At 71.3% G+C, this 22,524-nt stretch carries 14 protein-coding genes; 11 read left to right on the top strand and 3 right to left on the bottom strand.

From position 1 onward, the window contains the following. Positions 1-18 precede the first annotated feature (18 nt). From ALI22I_RS46805 to ALI22I_RS46790, 4 genes are all read left to right on the top strand, one after another. Positions 19-1,503 carry a glycoside hydrolase family 43 protein gene (locus tag ALI22I_RS46805; protein WP_338013555.1) on the top strand — a complete coding sequence of 495 codons (1,485 nt, stop codon included), beginning with the start codon at positions 19-21 and terminating at the stop codon, positions 1,501-1,503. A 44-nt stretch (positions 1,504-1,547) separates the two neighbouring features. Beyond that, positions 1,548-2,930, top strand: a complete 1,383-nt coding sequence (locus ALI22I_RS46800; RefSeq protein WP_077012143.1) for a glycoside hydrolase family 43 protein — start codon at positions 1,548-1,550, stop codon at positions 2,928-2,930. Positions 2,931-3,131: 201 nt separating this feature from the next. Next, positions 3,132-4,919: a glycoside hydrolase family 6 protein gene (locus ALI22I_RS46795; protein WP_077011942.1), complete on the top strand. Its 1,788-nt coding sequence runs from the start codon at positions 3,132-3,134 to the stop codon at positions 4,917-4,919. A gap of 14 nt (positions 4,920-4,933) precedes the next feature. Further along, a complete protein-coding gene (locus ALI22I_RS46790; RefSeq protein ID WP_077011941.1) occupies positions 4,934-6,271 on the top strand; it encodes a glycoside hydrolase family 6 protein in 1,338 nt (445 codons plus the stop codon). Positions 6,272-6,381: 110 nt separating this feature from the next. On the opposite strand, the gene ALI22I_RS46785 is transcribed toward ALI22I_RS46790, so the two are convergent. After that, complete coding sequence (locus ALI22I_RS46785; protein ID WP_077011940.1) at positions 6,382-8,157, bottom strand: ABC transporter permease subunit; 1,776 nt, start codon at positions 8,155-8,157, stop codon at positions 6,382-6,384. A 6-nt stretch (positions 8,158-8,163) separates the two neighbouring features. Beyond that, positions 8,164-9,681, bottom strand: a complete 1,518-nt coding sequence (locus ALI22I_RS46780) for an ABC transporter substrate-binding protein (protein WP_077011939.1) — start codon at positions 9,679-9,681, stop codon at positions 8,164-8,166. A gap of 308 nt (positions 9,682-9,989) precedes the next feature. Between ALI22I_RS46780 and ALI22I_RS46775 the strand changes: the two genes are divergently transcribed. The 4 genes from ALI22I_RS46775 to ALI22I_RS46760 are packed head-to-tail and all read left to right on the top strand — an operon-like array spanning position 9,990 to position 15,068. Next, positions 9,990-11,468, top strand: a complete 1,479-nt coding sequence (locus ALI22I_RS46775; RefSeq protein WP_238598922.1) for an ABC transporter substrate-binding protein — start codon at positions 9,990-9,992, stop codon at positions 11,466-11,468. Next, on the top strand, positions 11,465-13,270 hold the full coding sequence (locus tag ALI22I_RS46770; protein WP_238598921.1) for an ABC transporter permease subunit: 1,806 nt from the start codon (positions 11,465-11,467) through the stop codon (positions 13,268-13,270). Before ALI22I_RS46775 ends, ALI22I_RS46770 begins: the two co-directional genes overlap by 4 nt. Further along, positions 13,270-14,277, top strand: coding sequence for an ABC transporter ATP-binding protein (locus tag ALI22I_RS46765; RefSeq protein ID WP_077011937.1), 1,008 nt, complete (start codon positions 13,270-13,272; stop codon positions 14,275-14,277). Before ALI22I_RS46770 ends, ALI22I_RS46765 begins: the two co-directional genes overlap by 1 nt. Next, positions 14,274-15,068: an ATP-binding cassette domain-containing protein gene (locus tag ALI22I_RS46760; RefSeq protein ID WP_077011936.1), complete on the top strand. Its 795-nt coding sequence runs from the start codon at positions 14,274-14,276 to the stop codon at positions 15,066-15,068. Before ALI22I_RS46765 ends, ALI22I_RS46760 begins: the two co-directional genes overlap by 4 nt. 27 nt (positions 15,069-15,095) lie before the next feature. On the opposite strand, the gene ALI22I_RS46755 is transcribed toward ALI22I_RS46760, so the two are convergent. Further along, on the bottom strand, positions 15,096-16,742 hold the full coding sequence (locus tag ALI22I_RS46755; RefSeq protein ID WP_083752517.1) for a PucR family transcriptional regulator: 1,647 nt from the start codon (positions 16,740-16,742) through the stop codon (positions 15,096-15,098). Between the two features lie 213 nt (positions 16,743-16,955). On the opposite strand from ALI22I_RS46755, the gene ALI22I_RS46750 reads away from it, so the two are divergent. From ALI22I_RS46750 to ALI22I_RS46740, 3 genes are read left to right on the top strand one after another with little or no spacing between them, the layout of a single operon-like run. Then, positions 16,956-18,215, top strand: a complete 1,260-nt coding sequence (locus ALI22I_RS46750) for an aspartate aminotransferase family protein (protein ID WP_077011935.1) — start codon at positions 16,956-16,958, stop codon at positions 18,213-18,215. Further along, positions 18,212-21,079: an FAD-binding and (Fe-S)-binding domain-containing protein gene (locus ALI22I_RS46745; protein ID WP_077011934.1), complete on the top strand. Its 2,868-nt coding sequence runs from the start codon at positions 18,212-18,214 to the stop codon at positions 21,077-21,079. The genes ALI22I_RS46750 and ALI22I_RS46745 overlap by 4 nt, the downstream gene beginning before the upstream one ends. Beyond that, complete coding sequence (locus ALI22I_RS46740) at positions 21,076-22,512, top strand: NAD-dependent succinate-semialdehyde dehydrogenase (RefSeq protein ID WP_077011933.1); 1,437 nt, start codon at positions 21,076-21,078, stop codon at positions 22,510-22,512. The genes ALI22I_RS46745 and ALI22I_RS46740 overlap by 4 nt, the downstream gene beginning before the upstream one ends. The last annotated feature ends 12 nt before the right edge of the window (positions 22,513-22,524 follow it).

Genomic DNA, 22,524 nt, shown 5'->3' with positions numbered 1-22,524 from the left:
TCGGCCCGACGTCCACCCGTGATCCCGGGAAGGAGCACCGTGCGCACCTGCCGCGACCCTGTGATCGGTGGATCCCACCCGCACCCGAGCGTGTGCCGAGTCGGTGACGACTACTACCTGGTGTGCTCCAGCTTCGAGCACTTCCCCGGCGTGCCGATCTTCCACAGTCGCGACCTGGTGCACTGGCGGCAGATCGGCAACGTCCTCAGCCGGCCGGAACAGCTGCGGCTGTCCGCCGACACGCCCGCGTCGCGCGGGATCCACGGGCCCACCATCCGCTACCACCGCGGGCGGTTCAGGGTGATCGCGACGAACATGTCGGCGGGCGGCAACTTCGTCGTGACGGCCGACCGCCCGTGGGGGCGGTGGTCGGATCCGGTGTGGATCGACCTGCCCGGTGTCGCCCCCGACCTGGCATGGGACGAGAACGGCAACTGCTGGTGCACCACGTCCGACGGGCACATGGCGCGCATCCACCCTGACACGGGAACCGTGCTGGAAGGTCCATGGCGGACGTGGCGCGGCAGTGATCGCCAGTACCCGGAAGCGCCCCGCCTGTGCCACGTCGGCGACTGGTGGTACCTGCTGTTCAAGTACGGCCACGCGCTCGCGGTCGCCCGCGCACGCACGCCCCGCGGACCGTTCGAACCCGCGCCGGGCAGCCTCAGCGACACCTCACGGCCGATCCGGAGCACCGGCCGCGCGGACCTCGTCACGACACCGGACGGGGCTTGGTGGCTGGTGCTGCCCGGAACCCGCGAACACCCGTCGGGTTTCCACGTGCTCGGGCAGGAGGTGTTCCTGACGCCGGTGCGCTGGGAGAACGAGTGGCCTGTGGTGGACGAGGCGGCCGAAACGCCCACACCGGGGGAGTTGCACCCACCGCTGCCGGCGCGCGACGACTTCGACGAGTTCGTGCTCGCCCCGTCCTGGATCTCGCCGCGTGGTCGCCCGGACGGGTCGTGGTCGTTGACCGAACGCCCCGGCTGGTTGACGCTGCGTGCCACCGGCGACACCCTCGACCGCCCCGGCTGCACGTTCGTCGGTCGCCGACTGGCGCACCTCGACTCACGGGTGTCGGTCCGCATGGATCCCGGCACGGCCCGAGCGGGTCTGAGCATCCGGCGCGACGAGGCGCACCACTACGACTTCGAGGTCGTGCCCGGCCGGGTGGACGTGGTCGCCAGGATCGGGCCGGTGCGCCAGGTCGTGGCTAGCCGCACCACGCATCCCGGGCCGGTCACGCTCACGGTCGTCACCCGCACCACCGACCTCGTGCCGCCGTCGTTCGTGCGCCCGACCGACGAACCCACCGGCATCGAGCCCGCCGGACCCGACACCATCGCGTTCCACGTCGACAGCGATCCGGGCCCGCTGGCCGAGCTGGACGGTCGGTACCTGTCGCCCGAGGTCACCGGCGGTGCCGCCGGGCGGGTCGTCGGCATGTACGTCACGCGCGGTGTCGCGGCGTTCGACTGGTTCGACTACCGCGGCCTCGGCTGACTTCTCGTGCCTACCGACTGATGTCCTACCTGGAGGTGCTCTTGATGAAATCCACGTCGTTGTCCGCAGCGGCACCGCGACGAGCCGGTGCTCTGCTCGTCGCCGTCCTGTGCGCCTTGGCGCTCCTCCCTGCGGTGGCCAGGGCCGATAACCCGATCGTGCAGCACATGTACACCGCCGACCCGGCACCGCTGGTGCACAACGGTCGGGTGTACCTCTACACGGGGCACGATGAGGACGGCTCGACCTGGTTCACGATGAAGGAGTGGCGGGTCTGGTCGTCGGCCGACATGGTCAACTGGACCGACCACGGCTCGCCGATGAGCGTGGCCACGTTCTCCTGGGCGAGCAAGGACGCGTGGGCCGGGCAGGCGATCTACCGCAACGGCAAGTTCTACTGGTACGTGCCCGTGGTCAACCGCGCCACCGGCCGGATGGCGATCGGTGTCGGCGTCGCCGACAGCCCGACCGGCCCGTTCCGCGACGCGATCGGCCGCCCGCTGGTGGAGAACGGCGAGATCGACCCGACGGTCTTCATCGACGACAACGGCCAGGCGTACCTGTACTGGGGCAACCCGAACCTGTGGTACGTGCGCCTCAACGCCGACATGACCTCGTTCTCGGGCAGCCCCACCCAGATCCCGCTCACCACCGCCGGGTTCGGCGCTCGGACCGGCGACCCGAACCGGCCGACGCTGTACGAGGAAGGGCCGTGGGTCTACAAGCGCAACGGCCTGTACTACAACGTGTTCGCCGCCAAGTGCTGTTCGGAGTTCATCGCCTACTCGACCGCACCGAGCCCGACCGGGCCGTGGACCTACCGGGGCACCGTCATGCCCACGCAGGGCGCCAGCTTCACCAACCACGCCGGGATCGTCGACTTCAAGGGCAGCTCCTACTTCTTCTACCACAACGGCGCCCTGCCCGGCGGAGGCGGTTTCACCCGCTCCGTGGCGGTGGAGAAGTTCACCTACAACGCCGACGGCACGATCCCGACCATCAACATGACCACCTCCGGCGCGCCTCAGGCGGACACGCTCAACCCCTACGTCCGCCAGGAGGCCGAGACGATCGCCTGGGGCTCGGGCGTGGAGACCGAACCGTCCACCGAGGGCGGGATGAACGTCGGTTGGATCGAGAACGGCGACTACATCAAGCTCAAAGGCGCCGCGTTCGGCACGGGCGCGAGGACGTTCAGCGCACGGGTCGCCTCCGGCGCCGCCGGTGGCACCATCGAGGTCCGACTGGACGGCCCCACCGGCACGGTGGTCGGACGCTGCGGCGTCTCCGGCACCGGCGGCTGGCAGAACTGGACCACCGTCTCCTGCCCGATCACCGGCGCGACCGGCACCCGCGACCTCTACCTCCGGTTCACCGGCGGCAGCGGCTACCTGTTCAACGTGAACTGGTGGCAGTTCGGCGCGTAGCGCACAAGCGCCCACCCGGCTGATGTTCACGCTCACAAACGACCCCTAGTTCAAGCACGCTAAAGTTAGCGCTAACAATTTTAGCATTTCCGAGAATTGACTGCGCTGCTTTGCGTGGTTACATTCAAGTTGCGTCTGGGAGCGCTCCCAGAAAAGTTCAGCTCGTACCCCAACACAGCATCGACGCTGCGAGGACCCTGAATGAGTGCAACAAAACTGGCACGCGGCGGCGCCGCTGCCGCCGCCCTGACCCTGTGTTCGGGGCTGCTGATCCTGGCGAGCACCTCGGCCAACGCGGCCCCCGGATGTTCGGTCGACTACCGGGTCAACCAGTGGGACACCGGCTTCACGGCCAACGTCACGCTCAACAACCTCGGCGACGCGATCTCCGGCGGGTGGACCCTGGAGTGGGACTTCCCGGGCAACCAGAAGATCACCAACGGCTGGAGCGCGACCTTCGCCCAGTCCGGTCAGCACGTGAGCGCGAAGAACCCCAGCTGGTCGCCGACGCTGCCCACTGGTGCATCCGCGACCATCGGTTTCAACGCCTCGTACTCGGGCGCGAACGCCACCCCCCCGTCGTTCAAGCTCAACGGCACCACGTGCAGCGGTGGTCCCACGACCACGACATCAACCTCGACGTCGACGTCGACTTCCACATCGACCTCCACGACGACCACGACTACCACGACCACGACCACGCCGGGCCAGCCCGGTGAGCACTTGGCCAACCCGTACGTGGGCGCCAAGGGCTATCTGAACCCCGACTACGTCGCGAACGTCAACAGCCTGGCCGACGCGACCGGCGGTGCCCTCGGCACCTCCATGCGCAAGGTCGCCCAGAACTCCACCGCCGTGTGGATGGACCGCATCGGCGCCATCACCGCCGGACGGGGGTTGACCGGTCACCTCGACGAGGCGCTGCGGCAGTCTTCCGGCGGCACACCAGTGGTGATCCAGGTCGTCGTCTACGACCTGCCCAACCGCGACTGCGCGGCACTGGCGTCCAACGGCGAGCTGAAGGTCGGCGAGAACGGTCTGGCCCGGTACAAGGCCGAGTACATCGACCCCATCGCCGCGATCCTGGCCGACCCGAAGTACCGCGACCTGCGGATCGTCGGGATCATCGAGCCGGACTCGCTGCCCAACCTCGTGACGAACCTGAGCAAGCCCAAGTGCGCCGAGGCCAATTCCAGCGGTGCCTACGTCCAGGGCATCCAGTACGCCCTGAACAAGCTCAGCGCGATCCCGAACGTCTACAACTACGTGGACATCGGGCACTCCGGGTGGTTGGGCTGGGACTCGAACATGGGTCCCTCGGTGCAGTTGATCGCCAACACCATCAAGGGCACCACCAAGGGCGTCAACAGCGTGGACGGGTTCGTGTCGAACATGGCCAACACCTCGCCGACCGACGAGCCCAACCTGCCCGACCCGAACCTCAACGTCGGGAGCCAGCAACTGCGGTCCGCGACCTTCTACCAGTGGAACCCGTACTTCGACGAGGCCGACTTCGGCACGGAGATGCGCAACCGGTTCATCTCGGCCGGCTTCCCCAGCGGCATCGGCATGTTGATCGACACCTCCCGCAACGGCTGGGGCGGCCCGAACCGGCCCACCGGTGCGAGCGGGTCGACGGTGGACGCGTACGTGAACTCCGGCCGCATCGACCGCAAGCTCCACCGGGGCAACTGGTGCAACCAGGCCGGTTCCGGCATCGGTGAACGGCCCACGGCCGCGCCGCGAGCGGGCTTCGACGCCTACGTGTGGATCAAGCCTCCGGGTGAGTCCGACGGCATCGCGACCAAGACCGACGGCCCGAACGAGGAAGGCAAGCAGCACGACCCGATGTGCGATCCGGCCTTCCGCGGCGACGAGCAGGCCAACGGCCGCAACCTGACCGGTGCCATGGCCGGCGCCCCGCACGCCGGCTCGTGGTTCCCCGCCGGGTTCACCTCCCTCGTCCAGAACGCCTACCCGGCGCTCTGAAAAGGGGAGACACGATGACGCGCAGAAAACAGACCGCAGCCGCGTGCCTCTTGTCGAGCGCACTCCTGGCCGGGGCTGTGGCCTTGGCGGTGGGCGGCGGCGCGACCGCGCAGGCGGCCGACTCGGCGTTCTACGTCGACCCGTCGAGCTCCAGCGCGAAGTGGGTCGCCGCCAACCCGGGCGACTGGCGGGCATCGCTCATCCGCGACCGGATCGCCTCGGTCCCGCAGGCGCGGTGGTACACCACCACCAACACCTCGACGGTGCGCTCGGAGGTCAGCTCCTTCGTCGGCGCGGCGGCTTCGGCCGGGAAGATCCCGATCCTGGTGGTCTACAACATCCCCAACCGGGACTGCGGCGGCGCCAGCGGCGGCGGCGCACCGTCCCACTCGGCCTACCGGGCGTGGGTGGACGAGGTCGCGGCGGGTCTGGCCGGTCGTCCCGCGACGATCGTGCTCGAACCCGACGTGCTGCCGATCATGAGCAACTGCCAGAACGCCGACCAGCAGAGCCAGACCAGGGCGTCCATGTCCTACGCGGGCAAGAAGCTCAAGTCCGGTTCCGCACAGGCCAAGGTGTACTACGACATCGGCAACTCGGCCTGGCTGAGCCCGTCGGAGGCCGCGAACAGGCTGCGTGCGGCCGACATCTCCAACAGCGCCGACGGCATCTCCTCGAACGTGTCGAACTACCGCAGCACGTCCGACGAGGTGAACTTCGTCAAGAACGTCCTCAATGCCGTCGGCGACAGCAGGCTCAAGGCGGTGGTGGACACCAGCCGCAACGGCAACGGTCCGCAGGGCACCGAGTGGTGCGATCCTCCCGGGCGCGCGATCGGCACGCCCAGCACGACGAACACGGGCGACGCGAGGATCGCGGCCTTCCTGTGGGTCAAGCTGCCGGGTGAAGCGGACGGCTGCATCGCGCCGGCCGGCCAGTTCGTGCCGCAGCGCGCGTACGACCTGGCGATCGCGGCGGGTCCGACATCGACGACGACATCGACGACGACGACCACCACCACCACCACGGGCAACAACCCCGGCGGCGGCTGCACGGTGACCCATCGTGTGGTCAGCCAATGGACGGGCGGGTACACCGGCGAGATCGTGATCACGAACCGGGGACAGTCGATCAACGGCTGGACCCTCACGTTCTCCGCGCCGGGGGTCTCCGTCACGAACGGCTGGAACGGGACGTGGACCGACACGGGCGACACAGTCCGGGTCGCCAACGCGTCCTGGAACGGAACGCTCCCGACCGGTGGGCAGACGACCATCGGTTACAACGCGAGCTACAACGGAACGACGCCGCCGTTCACGTCACCCGCCTTGAACGGCACTGTCTGCTCCTGACACCGTAACCAGCCCTGAAGCGGTTCCCCGTCCGGTCACTGCCTCCTCCGGACGGGGAACCGCTGTGTGTTCACGACCGGGATGCGGTGAACGGCATGCGGCGTGCTTCGTCAACGAGTCGTCGCACCTCGGGCTTTGCGCCGCCCTACCGCGGTACCGGACATGGCGAGAACGGAGAGCAGGACGAGCGCCCCGGCCGCGCCGAGAACGGTCCAGGGCGCCAGTTCCAGGTATGGCTGGTTCTCCGCCAGGAGGCGGCCCCACTCCGGCGTGGGCGGCTGCTCGCCCAGGCCGAGGAAGCCGAGGGACGCCAGCACGAGCACCGTGGTGGGCAGGCGCAGGAGGGCGTTGCGCAGCACGGCCGGCAGCACGGCGGGCAGCAGGTGGTGGCGCAGCAGGTGCGTCGGGCCGGCGCCGCACGACACCGACGCCAGGATGTGACCGCTCGCCCGTTCCTGTTCGAGCAGTGCCGCGGCTTGGGCGGCGTAGGGGGTCCAGCCGATCAGGCACACCGCGCCCGCGGCACCCCACACCGACGGCCCGGTCACCGCGGTGGTCAGGAGTCCGATCAGGACGGCCGGCAGCGTCGACATGACCTCGGTCAGGCCCGCGGTCACCCGTCCCGCCATGCCGAGCAGCAGTCCGGTCACGATGCTGACCGTCGTGACCCCGAGGGCCAGGCCCGCGGTGCGCAGCGCGCCGTGGCCCAGCCTGGCCAGCAGGTCGCGTCCGAGCGCGTCCGTGCCCAAGGGGTGCGCGGCCGAGGGGGGCAGTAGGCGGGCCGCCGTGTCGACGTGCAGGGGATCGCGCAGCAGCCCGGCGACGACGAGCGTGAGCAGAGTGAGCGCGCAGAGGCCGGCCACCAGGCGGGTGGAGCGCCGCGGCCGGAGGGCCGGTAGGTGGGAGGCGGTCAGGCCGCCGTCCCGCAGGGCGGGGCCGAGCAGAACGTGGCGCATGGCCTGGATGAGCAGGCCGGCCGCGACGCCGAGCAGGGCCAGGGCCAGGGTCGCGGTCTGCAGCGGCGGGAGGTCTTGGGCGATGGCGGCCTCCAGCGCGAGTCGGCCGAGTCCCGGGATGTTGAAGATCTTCTCCACCGCGACCGCGCCGCCGACCAGGGCGACGACGGTCGGCAGGAGTTGGGGGAGCACCCCGGCCAGCGCGCCGCGAAGCGCCGACCGGGCCACGTGGCCGGACGAGAACCCGCCGGCGTGCCAGGTCCGCGCCCACGGCTCGTGGAAGGTGGCGGGCAGGGAGTGGTCGAGCAGGCCGCCGATCATCGCCCCGGACGGCACGCCGAGGGCCAGGGCGGGCAGCACCATCGACGACGGCCCCTCCCAGCCGCTGGACGGGAACCAGCCCAGCCACACCCCGAACACGGTGGCGAGCAGCGAGGCGAGCAGGAACTTCGGCAGCGCGGCGAGGAAGGCGGCCCCGGTGCCGCCCCGCCCCGGTGGCAGTGCTTGCCGTGATCCGAGGCACAGGGTGCGTGCGCTGATCAGCGCGGCCACCGCGATCGTCACTACGAGCGCGCCGAGCATCAACGTGGTCGAGACCGCGAAAGCGCTCGTCACCTGGGGAAGGACCGGTTCGCCCGACACCCAGGAGGTGCCCGCGTCGCCGCGCGACAGGCCGCCGAGCCAGTGCCCGAGGTGCGTGAACGGCCCCTCGTCCAAGCCCAGCTGCTCCCGTACCGCCGCCAGTTGCGCGGGGGTCGGGTCCTGGTCGGCGGATCGGGCCCGCAGGACCGTCAGCGCGGGGTCGGTCGCGGACAACCAGGGCAGCAGCGCGACGGCCGTCAGCAGGGTGGTCCCGGCGGCGACGCGGCCCGCGCCCGCGCGCCACCGGGGCGGGCGGGCATCGGCACCGGTCGACTTGGTGCTGATCATCCGCCGCTACTTGAGTCGGGTGTCGAGGCCGATCAGGGAGCGCTCGCGGGGGTCGAGGCGCACACCCTCGACATCGGCGCCGATGCCCTGTACGACCTTCTCGTGGACCAGCGGCACGACGGCGTCGGTGCGCAGGACCTCCGCCTCCGCCCGCATGATCTTCTGCTGCCTCTGCGCGGTGTCGCCTTCCTCTGCGGCGGACGTGATGGCCTGGTCGACCGCGGAGTCCTTCACCCGGGCGATGTTGTAGACGCCGGTGCTGCTGAAGTCGCTCGTGAGGTACGCGACCGCGTCGCCGGTGTCGAGGAGCGTCACCCGGGAGAAGACGAGCGCGTCGTACTCGCCCGCGAGGAGGTCGGCTTCCATCTGCGTGTACTCGCGCACGTCCTGCTGCACCGTGAACCCGGCCTTCTCCAGTTGCTGCTGCAGGACGGTCGCGATCTCGGGCAGTTCGGCGCGGTTGGTGTAGGTGGCCAGGCGCAGCGTCGTGCCCTGGGTCTTCGACTTGACCTGGTCGGTGGTCGCGGCCGTCGCGCGGCCGGACACCTCGACACGCTTGTCGGCCGCCCAGGGGACGGCGGGCCCGAACAGGCCCTGCGCGGGGTCGGCGTACCCGCCGAAGACCGAGTCGACGAGGGCGGAACCGTCCACGGCCTCGCGGGCGGCCGCGCGGAGCGACGCGTCGGCGAAGACGCCGCCGGCGGTGTTGAGGACCAGGCTGTCGGTCCGCACGGACGGCACTTCGTGACGGGTGTCGGTGTCCAGCAGCTTCGCCTGGGCGGTGGGGATCCACTCGGCGATGTCGACTTCGCCGGCGCGCAGGCCGTTGGCACGGGCGGCGCCGTCGGCGATCCAGGTCACGTCGATCCCGGATGCCTCGGCCTTGCCGCCCCAGTAGTCCTCGAAGCGGTCCAAAGTGGCCTTGGTCTTCCCGGTGAGGTTGGTGATCCGAAAAGGACCGGTTCCGGCACCGATGGGGCTGACGGTGCCGTCGTCGGCGTACGCCTTCGCGGAGAAGATGCCCAGCGCGGGGCTGGCCAGCCGAAACGGGAGCACCGGATCGGCGGTCTTCGTGCTGATCGTGACGGTGTCGGCGTCCTCGGCCTTCGCGGTCAGCGTCACGTCACTGAGGACGCGGGGCTTGGTCTTCGCGGCACCGGCGTGGTCGAGCGCGTTGACGACGGACTCGGCGGTGACCTCGGTGCCGTCGTGGAACTTGGCCTCGCGCAGCTCGAAGACCCAGGTCGTGGTGTCCTTCCGGGACCAGGACTTCGCCAGCGCGGGCGCGGCGGCTCCGTCCTCGCCCAGCGCCGTGAGTCCTTCCGCGACGGAGAGCTTGCTCAGCACGGTCGCGTCGTTGCTGTACGGGGACAGGGCCTGCACCGGCGGCACCGCGAGGGCGACCCTCAACCGGCCACCCGACCCGGCCGGCGCGCCCGGATCGCCCGTGCCCGACACGAAGCAGCCCGCCAGCACGGGGATGAGAGCGAGCGCGGCGACGATGCCGAGGGGTGTTGGGCGCATGGTGGTTCCTGTCGTGCGGAGAGGTGGTTATGTCCCGGCTCACCGGATGCGGTGCGGGCGACGACACCGTATAAGGCAAGCCTCACCAATCTTTCGGTGAGGTGAGTGAAGTCTCAATGATCCGCAACCGTCGGCCACCGGTCGGGACGGCTCGCGGCGCCCATCATGACGCACCACCTGCTGTGCCAGATACGGGCACGATATGCCACATCGTGGGACGACCTGGATGGAAACGATTGTCATGAGCTACGGTCCGGTCGTTCACTCCTCAACGACCTCGGGACAGGCTGATGCACCACCGCACGCCCATGGCTGCCGCCGGCCTCATGGCGGTCTCCGTTCTCCTCACCGGTTGTTTCGCGACCGGGGCGACGGGAACCGACGACCCGTCCGGGGGAGGCCGGATCAAGGTGGCGATGATGCTGCCGCCGCGGTCGGGGTTGTCGCCGTTCAGCGACGACGCCTTCAAGCTGTCGCGCTGGTCGACGGCGGAGACGCTGGTGAACCTGGACGAGAAGGGTGACGCGCGGCCCGCGCTGGCCACTCGGTGGACCCGCACGTCCGATACGACGTGGGAGTTCGTCATCCGGGACGGTGTGACGTTCCACGACGGCAGCGTGCTGACCGCGGCCGTGGCCGCGAACACGCTGACCCGCGCGATGAAGGCCTCGCCCAAGCCGCGCATCCTCGACGGTGTCCGGTTGGAGGTCCGTGCCGAGGCGGACAAGGTCGTGCTCACCACCGGCGTGCCGGATCCGCTGGTGCCGCAACGACTCTCCTCGCCGCAGCTGTCCGTCCTGGCCGAGAGCGCGTACGCCCCGGACGGCAAGGTGAACCCGGTCGGTGCTGGTAGCGGCCCGTTCAAGCTGGTGCACGTCAACGGCACGACGGGCGCCACGCTCGACCGCTTCGACGATTACTGGGGCGACAAGGCGAAGGCCGCGGGCATCGACGTCTCGTTCGTGCCGGACGGCGCCGCGCGCGCTGCCGCGATCCGCAGCGGTGAGGCCCACATCGCGGAAGCGGTCCCGGTGTCCCAGGCCGCGCTGCTGGACCAGCAGACGATCACCGAGGTGCCGATGCCGCGCACCAACACCCTCTACCTGAACACCAAGTCAGGCCCGTTCATCGATCCCGCCCTGCGTGCCGCGGTCCGTGAGTCGATCGACGCCGAGGCGATCGTGAAGGGCGTCTACGAGGGACGGGCCGACGTGGCGAAGGGCCTGCTCGGACCCGCGCTGCCCTGGGCGACCGAGGGTCGCAAAGCCTTGGGCGACCGGACGAAGGCCGCAGATCCGAGGGGCGTGACGATCACCCTCGCGACGTTCACCGACCGGGCCGAGCTGCCCGAGGTGGCGTCGGTGTTGCAGCAGCAATTGCAGGACAAGGGGTTCACGGTGAACCAGGTCGTGCGCGAGTACGCGCACATCGAACAGGACATGCTGGCCGGCAAGTTCGACGCGTTCATCCTGTCCAGGGCGACGGTGCTGGACTCCGGCGATCCCGTCGCCTACCTGAGGTCGGACTTCGCCTGCGACGGGTCGTTCAACATCGCGAAGCTGTGCGACCCGGCGGTGGACGCGGCCGTGGCGAAGGCAGCCGGTGTGGAATCCGGTGATCAGCGCCGTTCCGCGATCCTGGAGGCCGAGGCGACGGTGCTGCGGACCGACGCCGCGATCCCGATGCTGCACGAACGCGTCATCCAAGGTGACGCGACGTCGGTGGCGGACTCGGCCAAGGACCCGCGCGAACGGCTCCTGGTCACCGCGACCACCCGGCTGAAGTGAGCGGCGTGTCGGTGCGCGACCGCGCCGGTGCGCTCCTGTCCCGCGCCGGCGCACTCGCGTTGATCGTCGCGGTCGTGGGGTTGCTGCCGTGGCTGTCGGGCCGCGACGCGGCGCTGTCCGTGCTGCGTGCCCGTTCCGCCGAACAGGAGCCGACGCCCGAGGCCTTGGAGTCCGTGCGCCGGGAACTGGGCTTGGACGCGGGCCCGGCGGGGCTGCTCGGTGACTGGCTGGGCGGGGTGCTGCGCGGTGACCTCGGGCGGTCCTGGGTCAGCGGCGCCGAAGTGCTGCCGTCGGTGCTGTCCGGTCTGGGTGTCTCGTTGACCCTGATGGGCGCGGCGTTGGTCGTGACCCTGCTGTTGGCGAGCGCGTTGTGTGCGCGGACGGTCGTGCGCGGGGCGCGGGGGACGCTGCGAGGTGGTTCGGGTGGCGGAGGGGCCGCGGCGTTGGCGGCGTTGCCGGAGTTCCTGGTCGCCACGATCTTGTTGATCGTCCTGTCGGTGTGGCTCGGGTGGTTCCCGCCGTACGGCTGGCAGGGACCGCAGCATCTGGTGCTGCCCGCGGTCGCGTTGGGCGTCCCGGCGGGTGCGGTGCTGGGACGATTGGTGGACGACGCGCTGCCTGCCGTGGTGGAGGAGCGCTGGGTCGGGCTGTGGCGGTCCTCGGGGTGCACGCCTCGCATCATCGCGTCGGCTGCGCTGCGCCGCGTTCTGCCTCCCCTGCTGCCGCAGATCGGTCTCGTGGCCGTCGGGCTGACCGGTGGCGCGGTGGCCGTCGAGACCGTGTTCACGGTGCCCGGCATCGGCCGTACCGCCCTGAGCGCTGCGGAATCCCAGGACTTGCCGCTGTTGCAGGCTTCGATCCTCGCGCTGGTGCTCCTGGGGGTGCTCGCGGGATCGCTGGCGGCGCTGGCCCGGCACCGGCTGCTCGGACCCGGGTTGCGTGACGCCGCGCTGTCGCTGCCCGCGCCGGTCGCAGGGACGACCGGCCGTTCGCGGCGAGCGGTTCCGATCGTGTGCGCGGTGGTGGCGGCCGTGGTCATCTGCTGGGGGCTGCTGCTGGAACCACTGCGGCTGGACATGGCCGCCCGGCTCGCGGGCCCGTCGTGGGCGCACCCGCTGGGCACCGACTCGCTAGGCCGGGACGTCCTCGCCAGGGTCGGGCACGGCGCGGCCGCGACGCTCGGTGTGGCGGCGGGCGTGTGCCTGTGCTCCTACGTCCTCGCGGTGGTGCTGGGATTCCTGCCGGGCCCGGCGTCGGGCGTGGCGGAGACGGCCAACGCCGTGCCCCCGGTGATCGCGGGCATCCTGGTCGCCGCTGTGCTCGGCCCCGGAGTCGTGGGCGCGTCCGTCGCGGTCGCCCTCGTGTCCTGGCCGCCGCTCGCGGCCCACGCGGCAGCCTTGGTCCAGGAAACGCGCGCTGCCGCTTACGTGACGGCGTTGCGTGCCATCGGGTCGCCACCGTCGTGGATCCTGCTGCGTCACGTGCTGCCGTCGGTGGCCGGACCGGTAGCCCGCCACGCCGTCCTGCGCCTGCCCGGCATCGCCCTCGCCCTGGCGTCCCTGGGCTTCCTCGGGCTCGGCGCACAGCCACCCGCGCCGGAGTGGGGCCTGATGCTGGCCGAGTCGTTGCCCTACGTGGAGCGTGCTCCGCTGGCGGCACTCGCACCGGCGGCGATGCTGCTGGTGCTCGCCACACTCGCGGTCTCGTTGTCCACGTTGCGCGGATGGGGCAGGACGGATTCCGGGCTGTTCGGCGTGATTCGGAGTCGCCGGATGTCGATCGCCGAAGGGGTTGGTGCGTGATGAGCACTGAAGCACTCCTGGAAGTTCGCGGCCTGCGGATCACCGCCACCCGGCCGCACGAGGTCGATCTGGTGTGCGACGTGTCCTTCGAGGTCGCGGCAGGCGAGATGCTCGCCGTGGTGGGGGAGTCCGGGGCGGGGAAGTCCATCACCGCGCGAGCCGTGCTCGGGTTGCTGCCCGCCGGGATGCGTGTGTCCGGCAGTGTTCGGTTCGACGGCGAGGAACTGGTCGGCGCCTCGGATGCGGTGTACCGGAAGCTGTGGGGACACCGGATGGCCTTTGTGCCGCAGGACGCGCTGTCCGTGCTCAGTCCCGTGCACACCGTCGGAGACCAACTCGCCCTCGCCGTCCGATCGGTGCGGGGAGTGGGGCGCAAGGCGGCGCTGGAGCGGGCTGTCGACGCGCTCGACCGCGTCGGCATCGCGGACGCCGCCCGCCGCGCCCGCGCCTACCCGCACGAGTTCTCCGGTGGCATGCGCCAGCGCGCGGTGATCGCCATGGCGACGGTCAACGACCCGGACCTCGTGGTGGCCGATGAGCCGACCACTGCGCTGGACCCGACCATCCAAGCCCGGATTTTGGACATGCTGGACACGCTCCGCGAGCGGGCCGGGATGGCGGTCGTCCTGGTCACGCACGACCTCGCCGTAGCCGCCGCCCACGCCGACCGGGTGCTGGTGATGTACGCGGGCCGGCACGTGGAGTCCGGTCCGGTCCACCGAGTCCTGCGCGAGCCGCGTGCCCCCTACACAGCAGGCCTGCTCGCGTCGTTGCCTCCGCGGCACGCGGAGAGCAGGTACCTGCCCGCCATGCCCGGAGCGCCCGCGACGACCGGTTCCCTGCCGGCGGGGTGCGCGTTCGCGCCACGCTGTCCTGCGGCCGCGGACTCCTGCACGCGGCACGAGCCCGAGCCCGCCGAGTGGCAGGACGGGCACTGGGCGTCCTGCCACCGGCTCGCCGAGCTGCCGCGGCGCACCACGGACCTGTTCGTGGGGACCACGGCATGACGGCGCCACTGCTCGAAGTCCGGGACCTCGTCGTCCGCTACCCGGCACGGGGACGCCGGACGTCGCCCGTCCTGGCGGTGGACCGAATCTCCTTCACCGTGGCCGCCGGGGAGACGCTCGCCCTGGTCGGCGAGTCCGGCTCCGGCAAGTCCAGCACCGCCGCTGCGGTGCTCATGCTGCGCAAGCCGGAAGGCGGGTCCGTCCGTTTCGGAGGTCGTGAACTGACCACTGTGGAGGAGCCTGAACTACGAACGCTCAGGCGTGGTTTCCAGCCGGTGTTCCAGGACCCGTACGGTTCACTCAGCCCGCGCAAGACGGTGTTCGACGCCGTCGCCGAGCCGTTGCGCGTCCAGTGCCGCTGGGATTCGGCGACCGGTCCCGCGCGGGTGGCCGAGCTGCTCGACCTCGTGCACCTCGACCGGTCCGTCGTCCGGAGGCTGCCGCACGAGCTGTCCGGCGGGCAGTGCCAACGCGTCGGCATCGCCCGGGCGTTGGCGAGCGAGCCGAGGCTGCTGGTGCTCGACGAACCGGTTTCGGCGCTCGACCCGTCGGTGCGCGCCGGGGTGATCAACCTGTTCACCGAGTTGCAGGACTCGCTGGGGCTCGCCCAGCTGTTCATCTGCCACGACCTCGCGCTGGTCCGGCACGTCGCGCACAGGGTGGCGGTGCTGCACCGCGGCCGCATCGTCGAGTCGGGTCCCGCTCGCCAAGTGTGCGACGCACCCACCCACGACTACACCCGCGAGCTGCTGTCCTCCGTACCCGATCCGGACCGCCTGACCGCGCGGTGATCCCTCTCCTGCACGAGATCCGTTCCGTCAGCCCAGTCTCAGGACGCCGAGCGCCATGAGGGCCACGTGCAACTCCGTGCGCCGCTCACCGGATTCGAGGTCGCAGTCGAGCAGTCGTTCGATGGTCGCCAGGCGCTGGTAGAGCGTCTGGCGGGAGAGGTCGCCGCGGCGGGCGGCGGTGGTCTTGTTGCCTGCGGCGTCGAGGTAGTGGCGCAGGGTGGGCAGCAGGTCGGTGTGGTGGCGGACGTCGTGTTCGACCAGGCGGCCGATCTGGCGTTCCACGTAGTCCTGGACGCGGACGTCCTCGCGCAACGTGTACAGCAGTTGCCGCAGGCCGATGTCGGACAGTTCGTGGAACGGCTTGTCCGAGCCGCCGGGCAGGACGGCTTCCGCCACGCGTGCGGCCGCGCGGAACGAGCGGGCGGCGTGGGCGAGGTCGGTGACCTCGGTGACCTCGGAGCCGACGCTCACCACGGCCGACGGGTCGACGTCGAGCGCGGTGTGGCTCAGCTGCTCGACCACGGGCCGCCACGGCTGGGCGGTTCGCAGGGCGAGCAGGACGCCGACGCGCCCCGGGCTCAGTTCACCCACCAGGGCGGTCCAGGGCTCCAGTGCGTCGACCAGGGAGCTTCCGGCTGACGTGTCCACGAGAACGGCGACGTAGCGGGTGTCCTTGGTCGGCACGCCCAGCGCCGCGGCGCGTACACGTGCCTCGTCGGGGGAGCGGTGGCGTTGTTCGGCGATGTCCTGGAGCAGGTTGCGGTGGGCTCGGCGTTCCCACGTCGCGGTGTGGATGAGGCGTGCGATCGTCAACGCCATCGCGGTTCGCACCAGCACGGTGACGTCCTCGGGCCCGAACGGGGTGCCGTGCGCGGGTTTGCCCGGTGCCGGTGGGGAGAGGGTGGGGAGCATGGCCACCCGGCCCCACCGTTCGCCGCGGTATTCCACCGGGGTCACCAGCCACCGCTCGGGACCGCGGACGTCGGTGTCGTCGCCCGGTGGGACGGCTCGGGAGCGGCGTTCCCAGTCGGTGAGCGCCTCGGCCACGGTCCGACCGGCGGCTTCGCAGATGAGCGCCTGGTGCGCGAGGTTCTCCAAGACCACCGTGTGGCCGCTCATCTCCGCCGCGGCCCGCATCACGTCCTCGGGCCCCGCGCCGCGCAGCGTCAACGCGGTGAAGGCGTCGTGGATCTGCTGCGTTCGCTGCATCGCCTCCGCGTGGTTGCCGAGGATGAGGGCGTGGACGACCTGGGTGACTTCGAGGAAGTTGACGTCCTTGGCCAGCGTGACCAGGGGCAGGCCCCGGGTCCGGCAGGCGCGCACCAGGGCGTCGGGTGCTCGGTGGAACCTCCGGACCAGTTCGATGACGAGGGCGGCCGCGCCGACGTCGGCCAACTCGTCGACGTACCGGCGCACCAGCGAGGGATCGGTCGGCAGGGGCATGCCGGTGGTCAGCACCAACTCGCCGCCCTTGAGGAAGGACGCCGGGTCGGTCAGTTCGGTGATGTGCACCCAGCGGACCGGCCGGTCCAGGCCGGATTCGCCGGTGACCACCGTGGGCAGACCTGCCGCGAACAGCGGCAGGGCCAGTACGTCGGCGACGGTGAGCACGCTGCCGACCGCCGCCGGGTGCTCCTGCTCGCCGGACCGGGCGGTCCGGTGTTCGTCGTCCACGGCGTCTCCCTGAGTGCCCGGTCACTCTGACAAGCGGCGTCCACCTGCGCAAGTGCGGCCGACGCGGGCCGGCCCGGCCGTGGCCGACGGGTGCGGACCGCGGCGGTTGACAAAACGTCCAAACCCCGTGCTCCAGGCGGACAGAACACGCGTTGTCGCGCCCACGGGCTGCCGAGATGCTCGGAATCGACCGCGAGACCCAGGGAGACGACCATGACCGCACTGTCGCCGCACCTCCGCCAGGCCACGCCCGTGGTCGCGGTCCGAGGGGAGGGCGTCCACCTGTACGGCGAGGACGGCCGGCGTTACCTCGACTTCACCGCCGGGATCGGCGTCACCAGCACCGGCCACTGCCACCCGGCGGTGGTGGCCGCGGCCCAGGAGCAGGTCGGCACGCTCGTCCACGGCCAGTACACGACGGTCATGCACCAGCCGCTGCGTCGGCTGGTGGACAAGCTGGGCGAAGTGCTGCCGACCGGACTGGACAGCCTGTTCTTCGCCAACTCCGGCAGTGAGGCGGTGGAGGCGGCGTTGCGGCTGGCGCGGCAGGCCACAGGCCGGCCGAACGTGCTGGTCTGCCACGGCGGTTTCCACGGCCGGACGGTGGCCGCCGCCGCGATGACGACCTCCGGCACGCGGTTCCGGGCCGGTTTCTCGCCGCTGATGAGCGGTGTGGTGGTCACCCCGTTCCCGGCCGCCTTCCGGTACGGCTGGGACGAGGACGCCGCCACCGACTTCGCGCTGCGCGAACTGGACTACGTGCTGCAGACCGTGTCCGCGCCCGCCGACACGGCCGCGGTCATCGTGGAGCCCGTGCTCGGTGAAGGCGGGTACGTGCCCGCGACCCGCCGGTTCATGGAGGGCCTGCGCGAGCGTGCCGACCGCCACGGCTTCCTGCTGATCCTGGACGAGGTGCAGACCGGCGTCGGCCGCACGGGCCGTTTCTGGGGTCACGACCACTTCGGTGTCGTGCCGGACATCCTGGTCACCGCCAAGGGCCTGGCCAGCGGTTTCCCGCTGTCCGGCATCGCCGCGTCCGAGGAGCTGATGAGCAAGGCGTGGCCGGGCTCGCAGGGCGGCACGTACGGCGCCAACGCGGTGGCGTGCGCCGCCGCCTGCGCGACCCTGGACGTGGTCCGCGACGAGAAGCTGGTCGACAACGCCGAGCGGATGGGCGAACGGCTGCGCGCCGGGCTGGAGGCGGTCGCCGCCACGACGCCGGCGATCGGGGACGTGCGGGGCCTCGGCCTGATGCTGGGCACGGAGTTCGTCACCGAGGACGGTCGCCCCGATGGGGAAACCGCCGCCCGCGTGCAGCGCGCCGCCGCGGAGGCGGGGTTGCTCCTGCTGCTGTGCGGCGCGTGGAACCAGGTCGTCCGGATGATCCCCGCGCTGGTGATCGACGAGCAGGCCGTCGACGAGGGGCTGCGGGCGTGGGCGTCCGCGGTCGAGGTGGGCGTGGTGGCGCCATGACGGCGGACGCCCTGGCGCGTCTGCTCGCCCGATCCGCTCCCGGTATGCGGCTGGAGACCGGCGCGGGCGGCACCGCGCCGTACGCCTACGACGCCTCCAACTACCGGGTCCCGCCGCTGGCCGTGGCGTTCCCGCGCTCGGTGGACGAGGTGCGCGCCGTGGTCCTGGCGTGCCGGGAGCTGGGCGTGCCGGTGACCGCGCGGGGCGGCGGCACCAGCATGGCGGGCAACGCCATCGGGCCGGGCGTGGTCCTGGACTTCTCCCGCCACCTGAACCGGGTCCTGTCGATCGACTCGGAGGCGGGCACCGCTCGGGTCGAGGCCGGGGTGGTGCTGGACGACCTGCGCACGGCCGCGTCACGGCACGGGCTCACGTTCGGCCCCGACCCGTCGTCGCACAGCCGCTGCACGCTCGGCGGGATGATCGGCAACGACGCGTGCGGCAACCGTTCCGTCCGGCACGGGCGGACCAGCGCGCACGTCGAGTCCCTGGAGATCGTCACCGCGGACGGCGTCCTGGCGATCGCCGACCACACCGGACTGCACGCCGCCGACCCGACCGACACCGAAGCGGTGGCGCGGCTGACCGAGGGCGCGCGGAAACTGATCGTGGACAACCTGGCGCTGATCCGCACCGAACTCGGTCGCATCCCGCGCCAGGTCTCCGGCTACCAACTCCACCACCTGCTACCCGAACGCGGCTTCGACATGGCGCGGGCCCTGGTCGGCACGGAGGGCACGTGCGCCGTCGTGGTCGCCGCGACCGTCCGCCTGGTCGCCACGGCTCCAGCGTCGGCCTTGCTGGCACTGGGCTACGACAACCTCGTGGACGCGGCCGAGGACGTCCCCGAGATCCTGCGTTGGTCGCCCACCGCCGTGGAAGGCATGGACGAGGCCATCGTCGCCACCATGCGCGCCCGACGCGGCCCGGACTCGGTCACCGGGCTGCCCGACGGGCGGGCCTGGCTGTACGTCGAACTCGACGGTGACGACGAAACGGACGTGACCGTCCGGGCCGCCGAGCTGCTGGACGTCCTCAAGGTCCGCGGGCGCGTGGTCGACGGCAGGCTGGTGGACAGCGCCGCGCAACGGCGTTCGCTGTGGCGGGTCCGCGAGGACGGCGCCGGCCTGGCCGCACGCCTGGTGGACGGTGGCGAGTCGTGGCCGGGCTGGGAGGACGCGGCGGTCGCGCCGGAGAACCTGGCGGGCTACCTGCGCGAGTTCCGGGCGCTGCTGGACGAGCACGGCCTGACCGGTGTGCTGTACGGGCACTTCGGCGCCGGCTGCGTGCACGTGCGCATCGACTTCGACCTCGGCACGGACCCCGGCCGGGCCGCCGCCCGCCGTTTCCTGAAGCAAGCGGCCGAGTTGGTCGTCCGGCACGGCGGCACGCTGTCGGGCGAGCACGGCGACGGGCGTGCCCGCGGCGAACTGCTGGACGTCATGTACAGCCCGCGCATGATCCAGGCCTTCGCCGCCTTCAAGCGGCTCTTCGACCCGGACGGGCTGCTCAACCCCGGCGTCATCGTCGCGCCCGCCGCACTCGACGCCGACCTGATGCTGCACAACCCCGTCGCACCGGACGGCCGCCCCACGCTCTTCACGTTCCCGCACGACGACGACGGGTTCGCGGGTGCGGCCCGGCGCTGTGTCGGCGTCGGTCGCTGTCGCAGCGACACGGGCGGTGTGATGTGCCCCAGTTACCGGGCCACCGGCGACGAGAACCACTCCACCAGGGGCCGGGCGCGTCTGTTGCAGGAGATGCTGCGCGGGGAGACCGTCCAGGACGGCTGGCGTTCGACGGAGGTCCGTGACGCCCTCGACCTGTGCCTGTCCTGCAAGGCCTGCTCCACCGACTGCCCGGTCGGCGTCGACATGGCCACGTACAAGGCGGAGTTCCTGCACCAGCACTACCGGGGCCGGATCAGGCCCCGCTCGCACTACTCGCTGGGCTGGCTGCCCTTCACCTCCGCCCTGGCCCGTTACGTCGCCCGACCGGTCAACGCGCTGCTGCGCGGACCGTTGGGAACGCTGGCGGCCCGCCTCGGCGGCGTCACAACCCACCGCGCGATACCCGCCTTCGCCTCGCGGCGCGCGCTGCGGTCCGCGCTCCGCGACGTGCCGCCGACTACCGAGCCGACGGCGCTGCTGTTCGTCGACAGCTTCACGCGGGCGTTCCGCCCCGAGGTCGCCGGGGCCACCGCCAGAGTGCTCGGCGACGCGGGGATTCCGAGCACGGCGCGCGACGGGCTGTGCTGCGGTCTCACCTGGGTGAGCACCGGCCAGCTCTCCGTGGCACGCCGGGTCATGGCCCGCACGGTGGCCGCACTCGACGGCGCGTCGGATCGCGACCTGCCGATCGTTGTGGCGGAGCCGAGCTGCGCCGCCGCGCTGAAGCGTGACGTACCCGAACTGCTCGGCACGGACGCCGCCCGCCGCGTCGCCGCACGGGTGCACACCCTGACCGGTGCGCTGACCGAACTGGCCGCGCCGGGGTGGAGTCCGCCAGAGCTGCCCGACTCCGTGCTGTTGCAGACGCACTGCCACGAGTACGCCACATTCGGCAGCCGTCGGCCGGGTGACCTACTACGCAAGCTCGGCGTGCGGAAGGTGACCGACGCCGAGGGCTGCTGCGGTCTGGCCGGGAACTTCGGCTTCGAAGAACAGCACTACGAGACGTCCATGGCCGTCGCCGACCTCTCGCTGCGCCCCCGTCTCGACGAACAGCCCGACGACGGGGTCGTCGTGGCGGACGGCTTCAGCTGCGCCACCCAGATCGACCACCTCACCCAAGGCCGGGACATCCGCGCGGTGCACTTGGCCGAACTGCTCGACCAGGCCGCCCGACCAGGAGGAACACCGTGATCGACACACCGAGGCAGTTGTTCATCGACGGCACCTGGCTGGACGCGGCCGACCGCGCCACCATGCCCGTGCACGACCCGGCGACCGGCGAGGTGATCTGCCACGTCGCCGACGCGGGTCCCAAGGACGCGCTCCTCGCGGAGGACGCGGCCGTGCGCGTGCAGGAGGAGTGGGCGGCCACCGCGCCCAGGGTGCGCAGCGAGATCCTGCGCCGCGCGTACGAGATCATCGTCTCCCGCACCGACGAACTCGCCGCGCTGATGACGTCCGAGATGGGCAAGCCCCTGGCCGAGGCCAGGGGAGAGGTCGCGTACGCGGCCGAGTTCTTCCGCTGGTTCTCCGAGGAGGCCGTGCGTGTCGAGGGCGGGTACGGCGTGCTGCCGGACGGCCGCAACCGGATGCTGCTGATGCGGCGGCCCGTCGGGCCGTGCCTGCTGATCACGCCGTGGAACTTCCCGTTGGCGATGGGCACCCGCAAGATCGGCCCGGCCGTCGCGGCGGGCTGCACGATGGTGCTCAAGCCCGCGCCGCAGACCCCGCTGTCCAGCCTCGCGCTGGCCGCGATCATGCAGGAGGCGGGGTTGCCCGACGGCGTGCTCAACGTCGTCACCACGTCGAAGCCCGGTGACGTGGTCGAACCGATGCTGCGCGGCGGGCGTATCCGCAAGCTGTCCTTCACCGGCTCCACGCAGGTCGGCCGACTGCTGCTGGCACAGAGCGCGGACACCGTCGTGCGCACGTCGATGGAGCTGGGCGGCAATGCCCCGTTCATCGTCTTCGACGACGCAGACCTCGACACCGCCGTGGACGGCGCGATGACCGCGAAGATGCGCAACATGGGCGAGGCCTGCACCGCCGCCAACCGGTTCTTCGTCCACCGCGCCGTCGCCGACCGGTTCGCGCAACGACTCGCCGAACGCATGGGCGCCCTCGTCGTCGGGCCCGGCGCCCGACCGGGAGTCGACGTCGGGCCGCTGATCGACGAGGCGGGCCGCGCCAAGGTCCAGGAACTCGTGACCGATGCCGTGCGACGGGGTGCCGAGGTGCTCGTCGGCGGAACCACCCCGGACGGCCCCGGCCACTTCTACCCGCCGACCGTGCTGACCGGCGTGGACCCCGACAGCAGGCTCATGTCGACCGAGATCTTCGGCCCGGTGGCCGCGATCCTCACCTTCGACGACGAGGACGAGGTGGTGCGCCGGGCCAACGACACCCCGTGGGGCCTGGTCGGCTACGTCTTCACCGGGTCGCTGGACCGCGCACTGAGGGTCAGCGAGCGGCTGGAGGTGGGCATGGTGGGCCTCAACACCGGACTGGTGTCCAACCCCGCCGCCCCGTTCGGCGGCGTGAAGCAGTCCGGCCTGGGCCGGGAAGGCGGCCGGGTCGGGATCGAGGAGTTCCTGGAGTACAAGTACATCGCGGTGCCGGTGTAGGCCGACACCGCG

It is taken from the genome of Saccharothrix sp. ALI-22-I, from assembly GCF_001984175.1.
Classification (GTDB): domain Bacteria; phylum Actinomycetota; class Actinomycetes; order Mycobacteriales; family Pseudonocardiaceae; genus Actinosynnema.
This window is presented reverse-complemented; position numbering and strand designations above follow the sequence as displayed.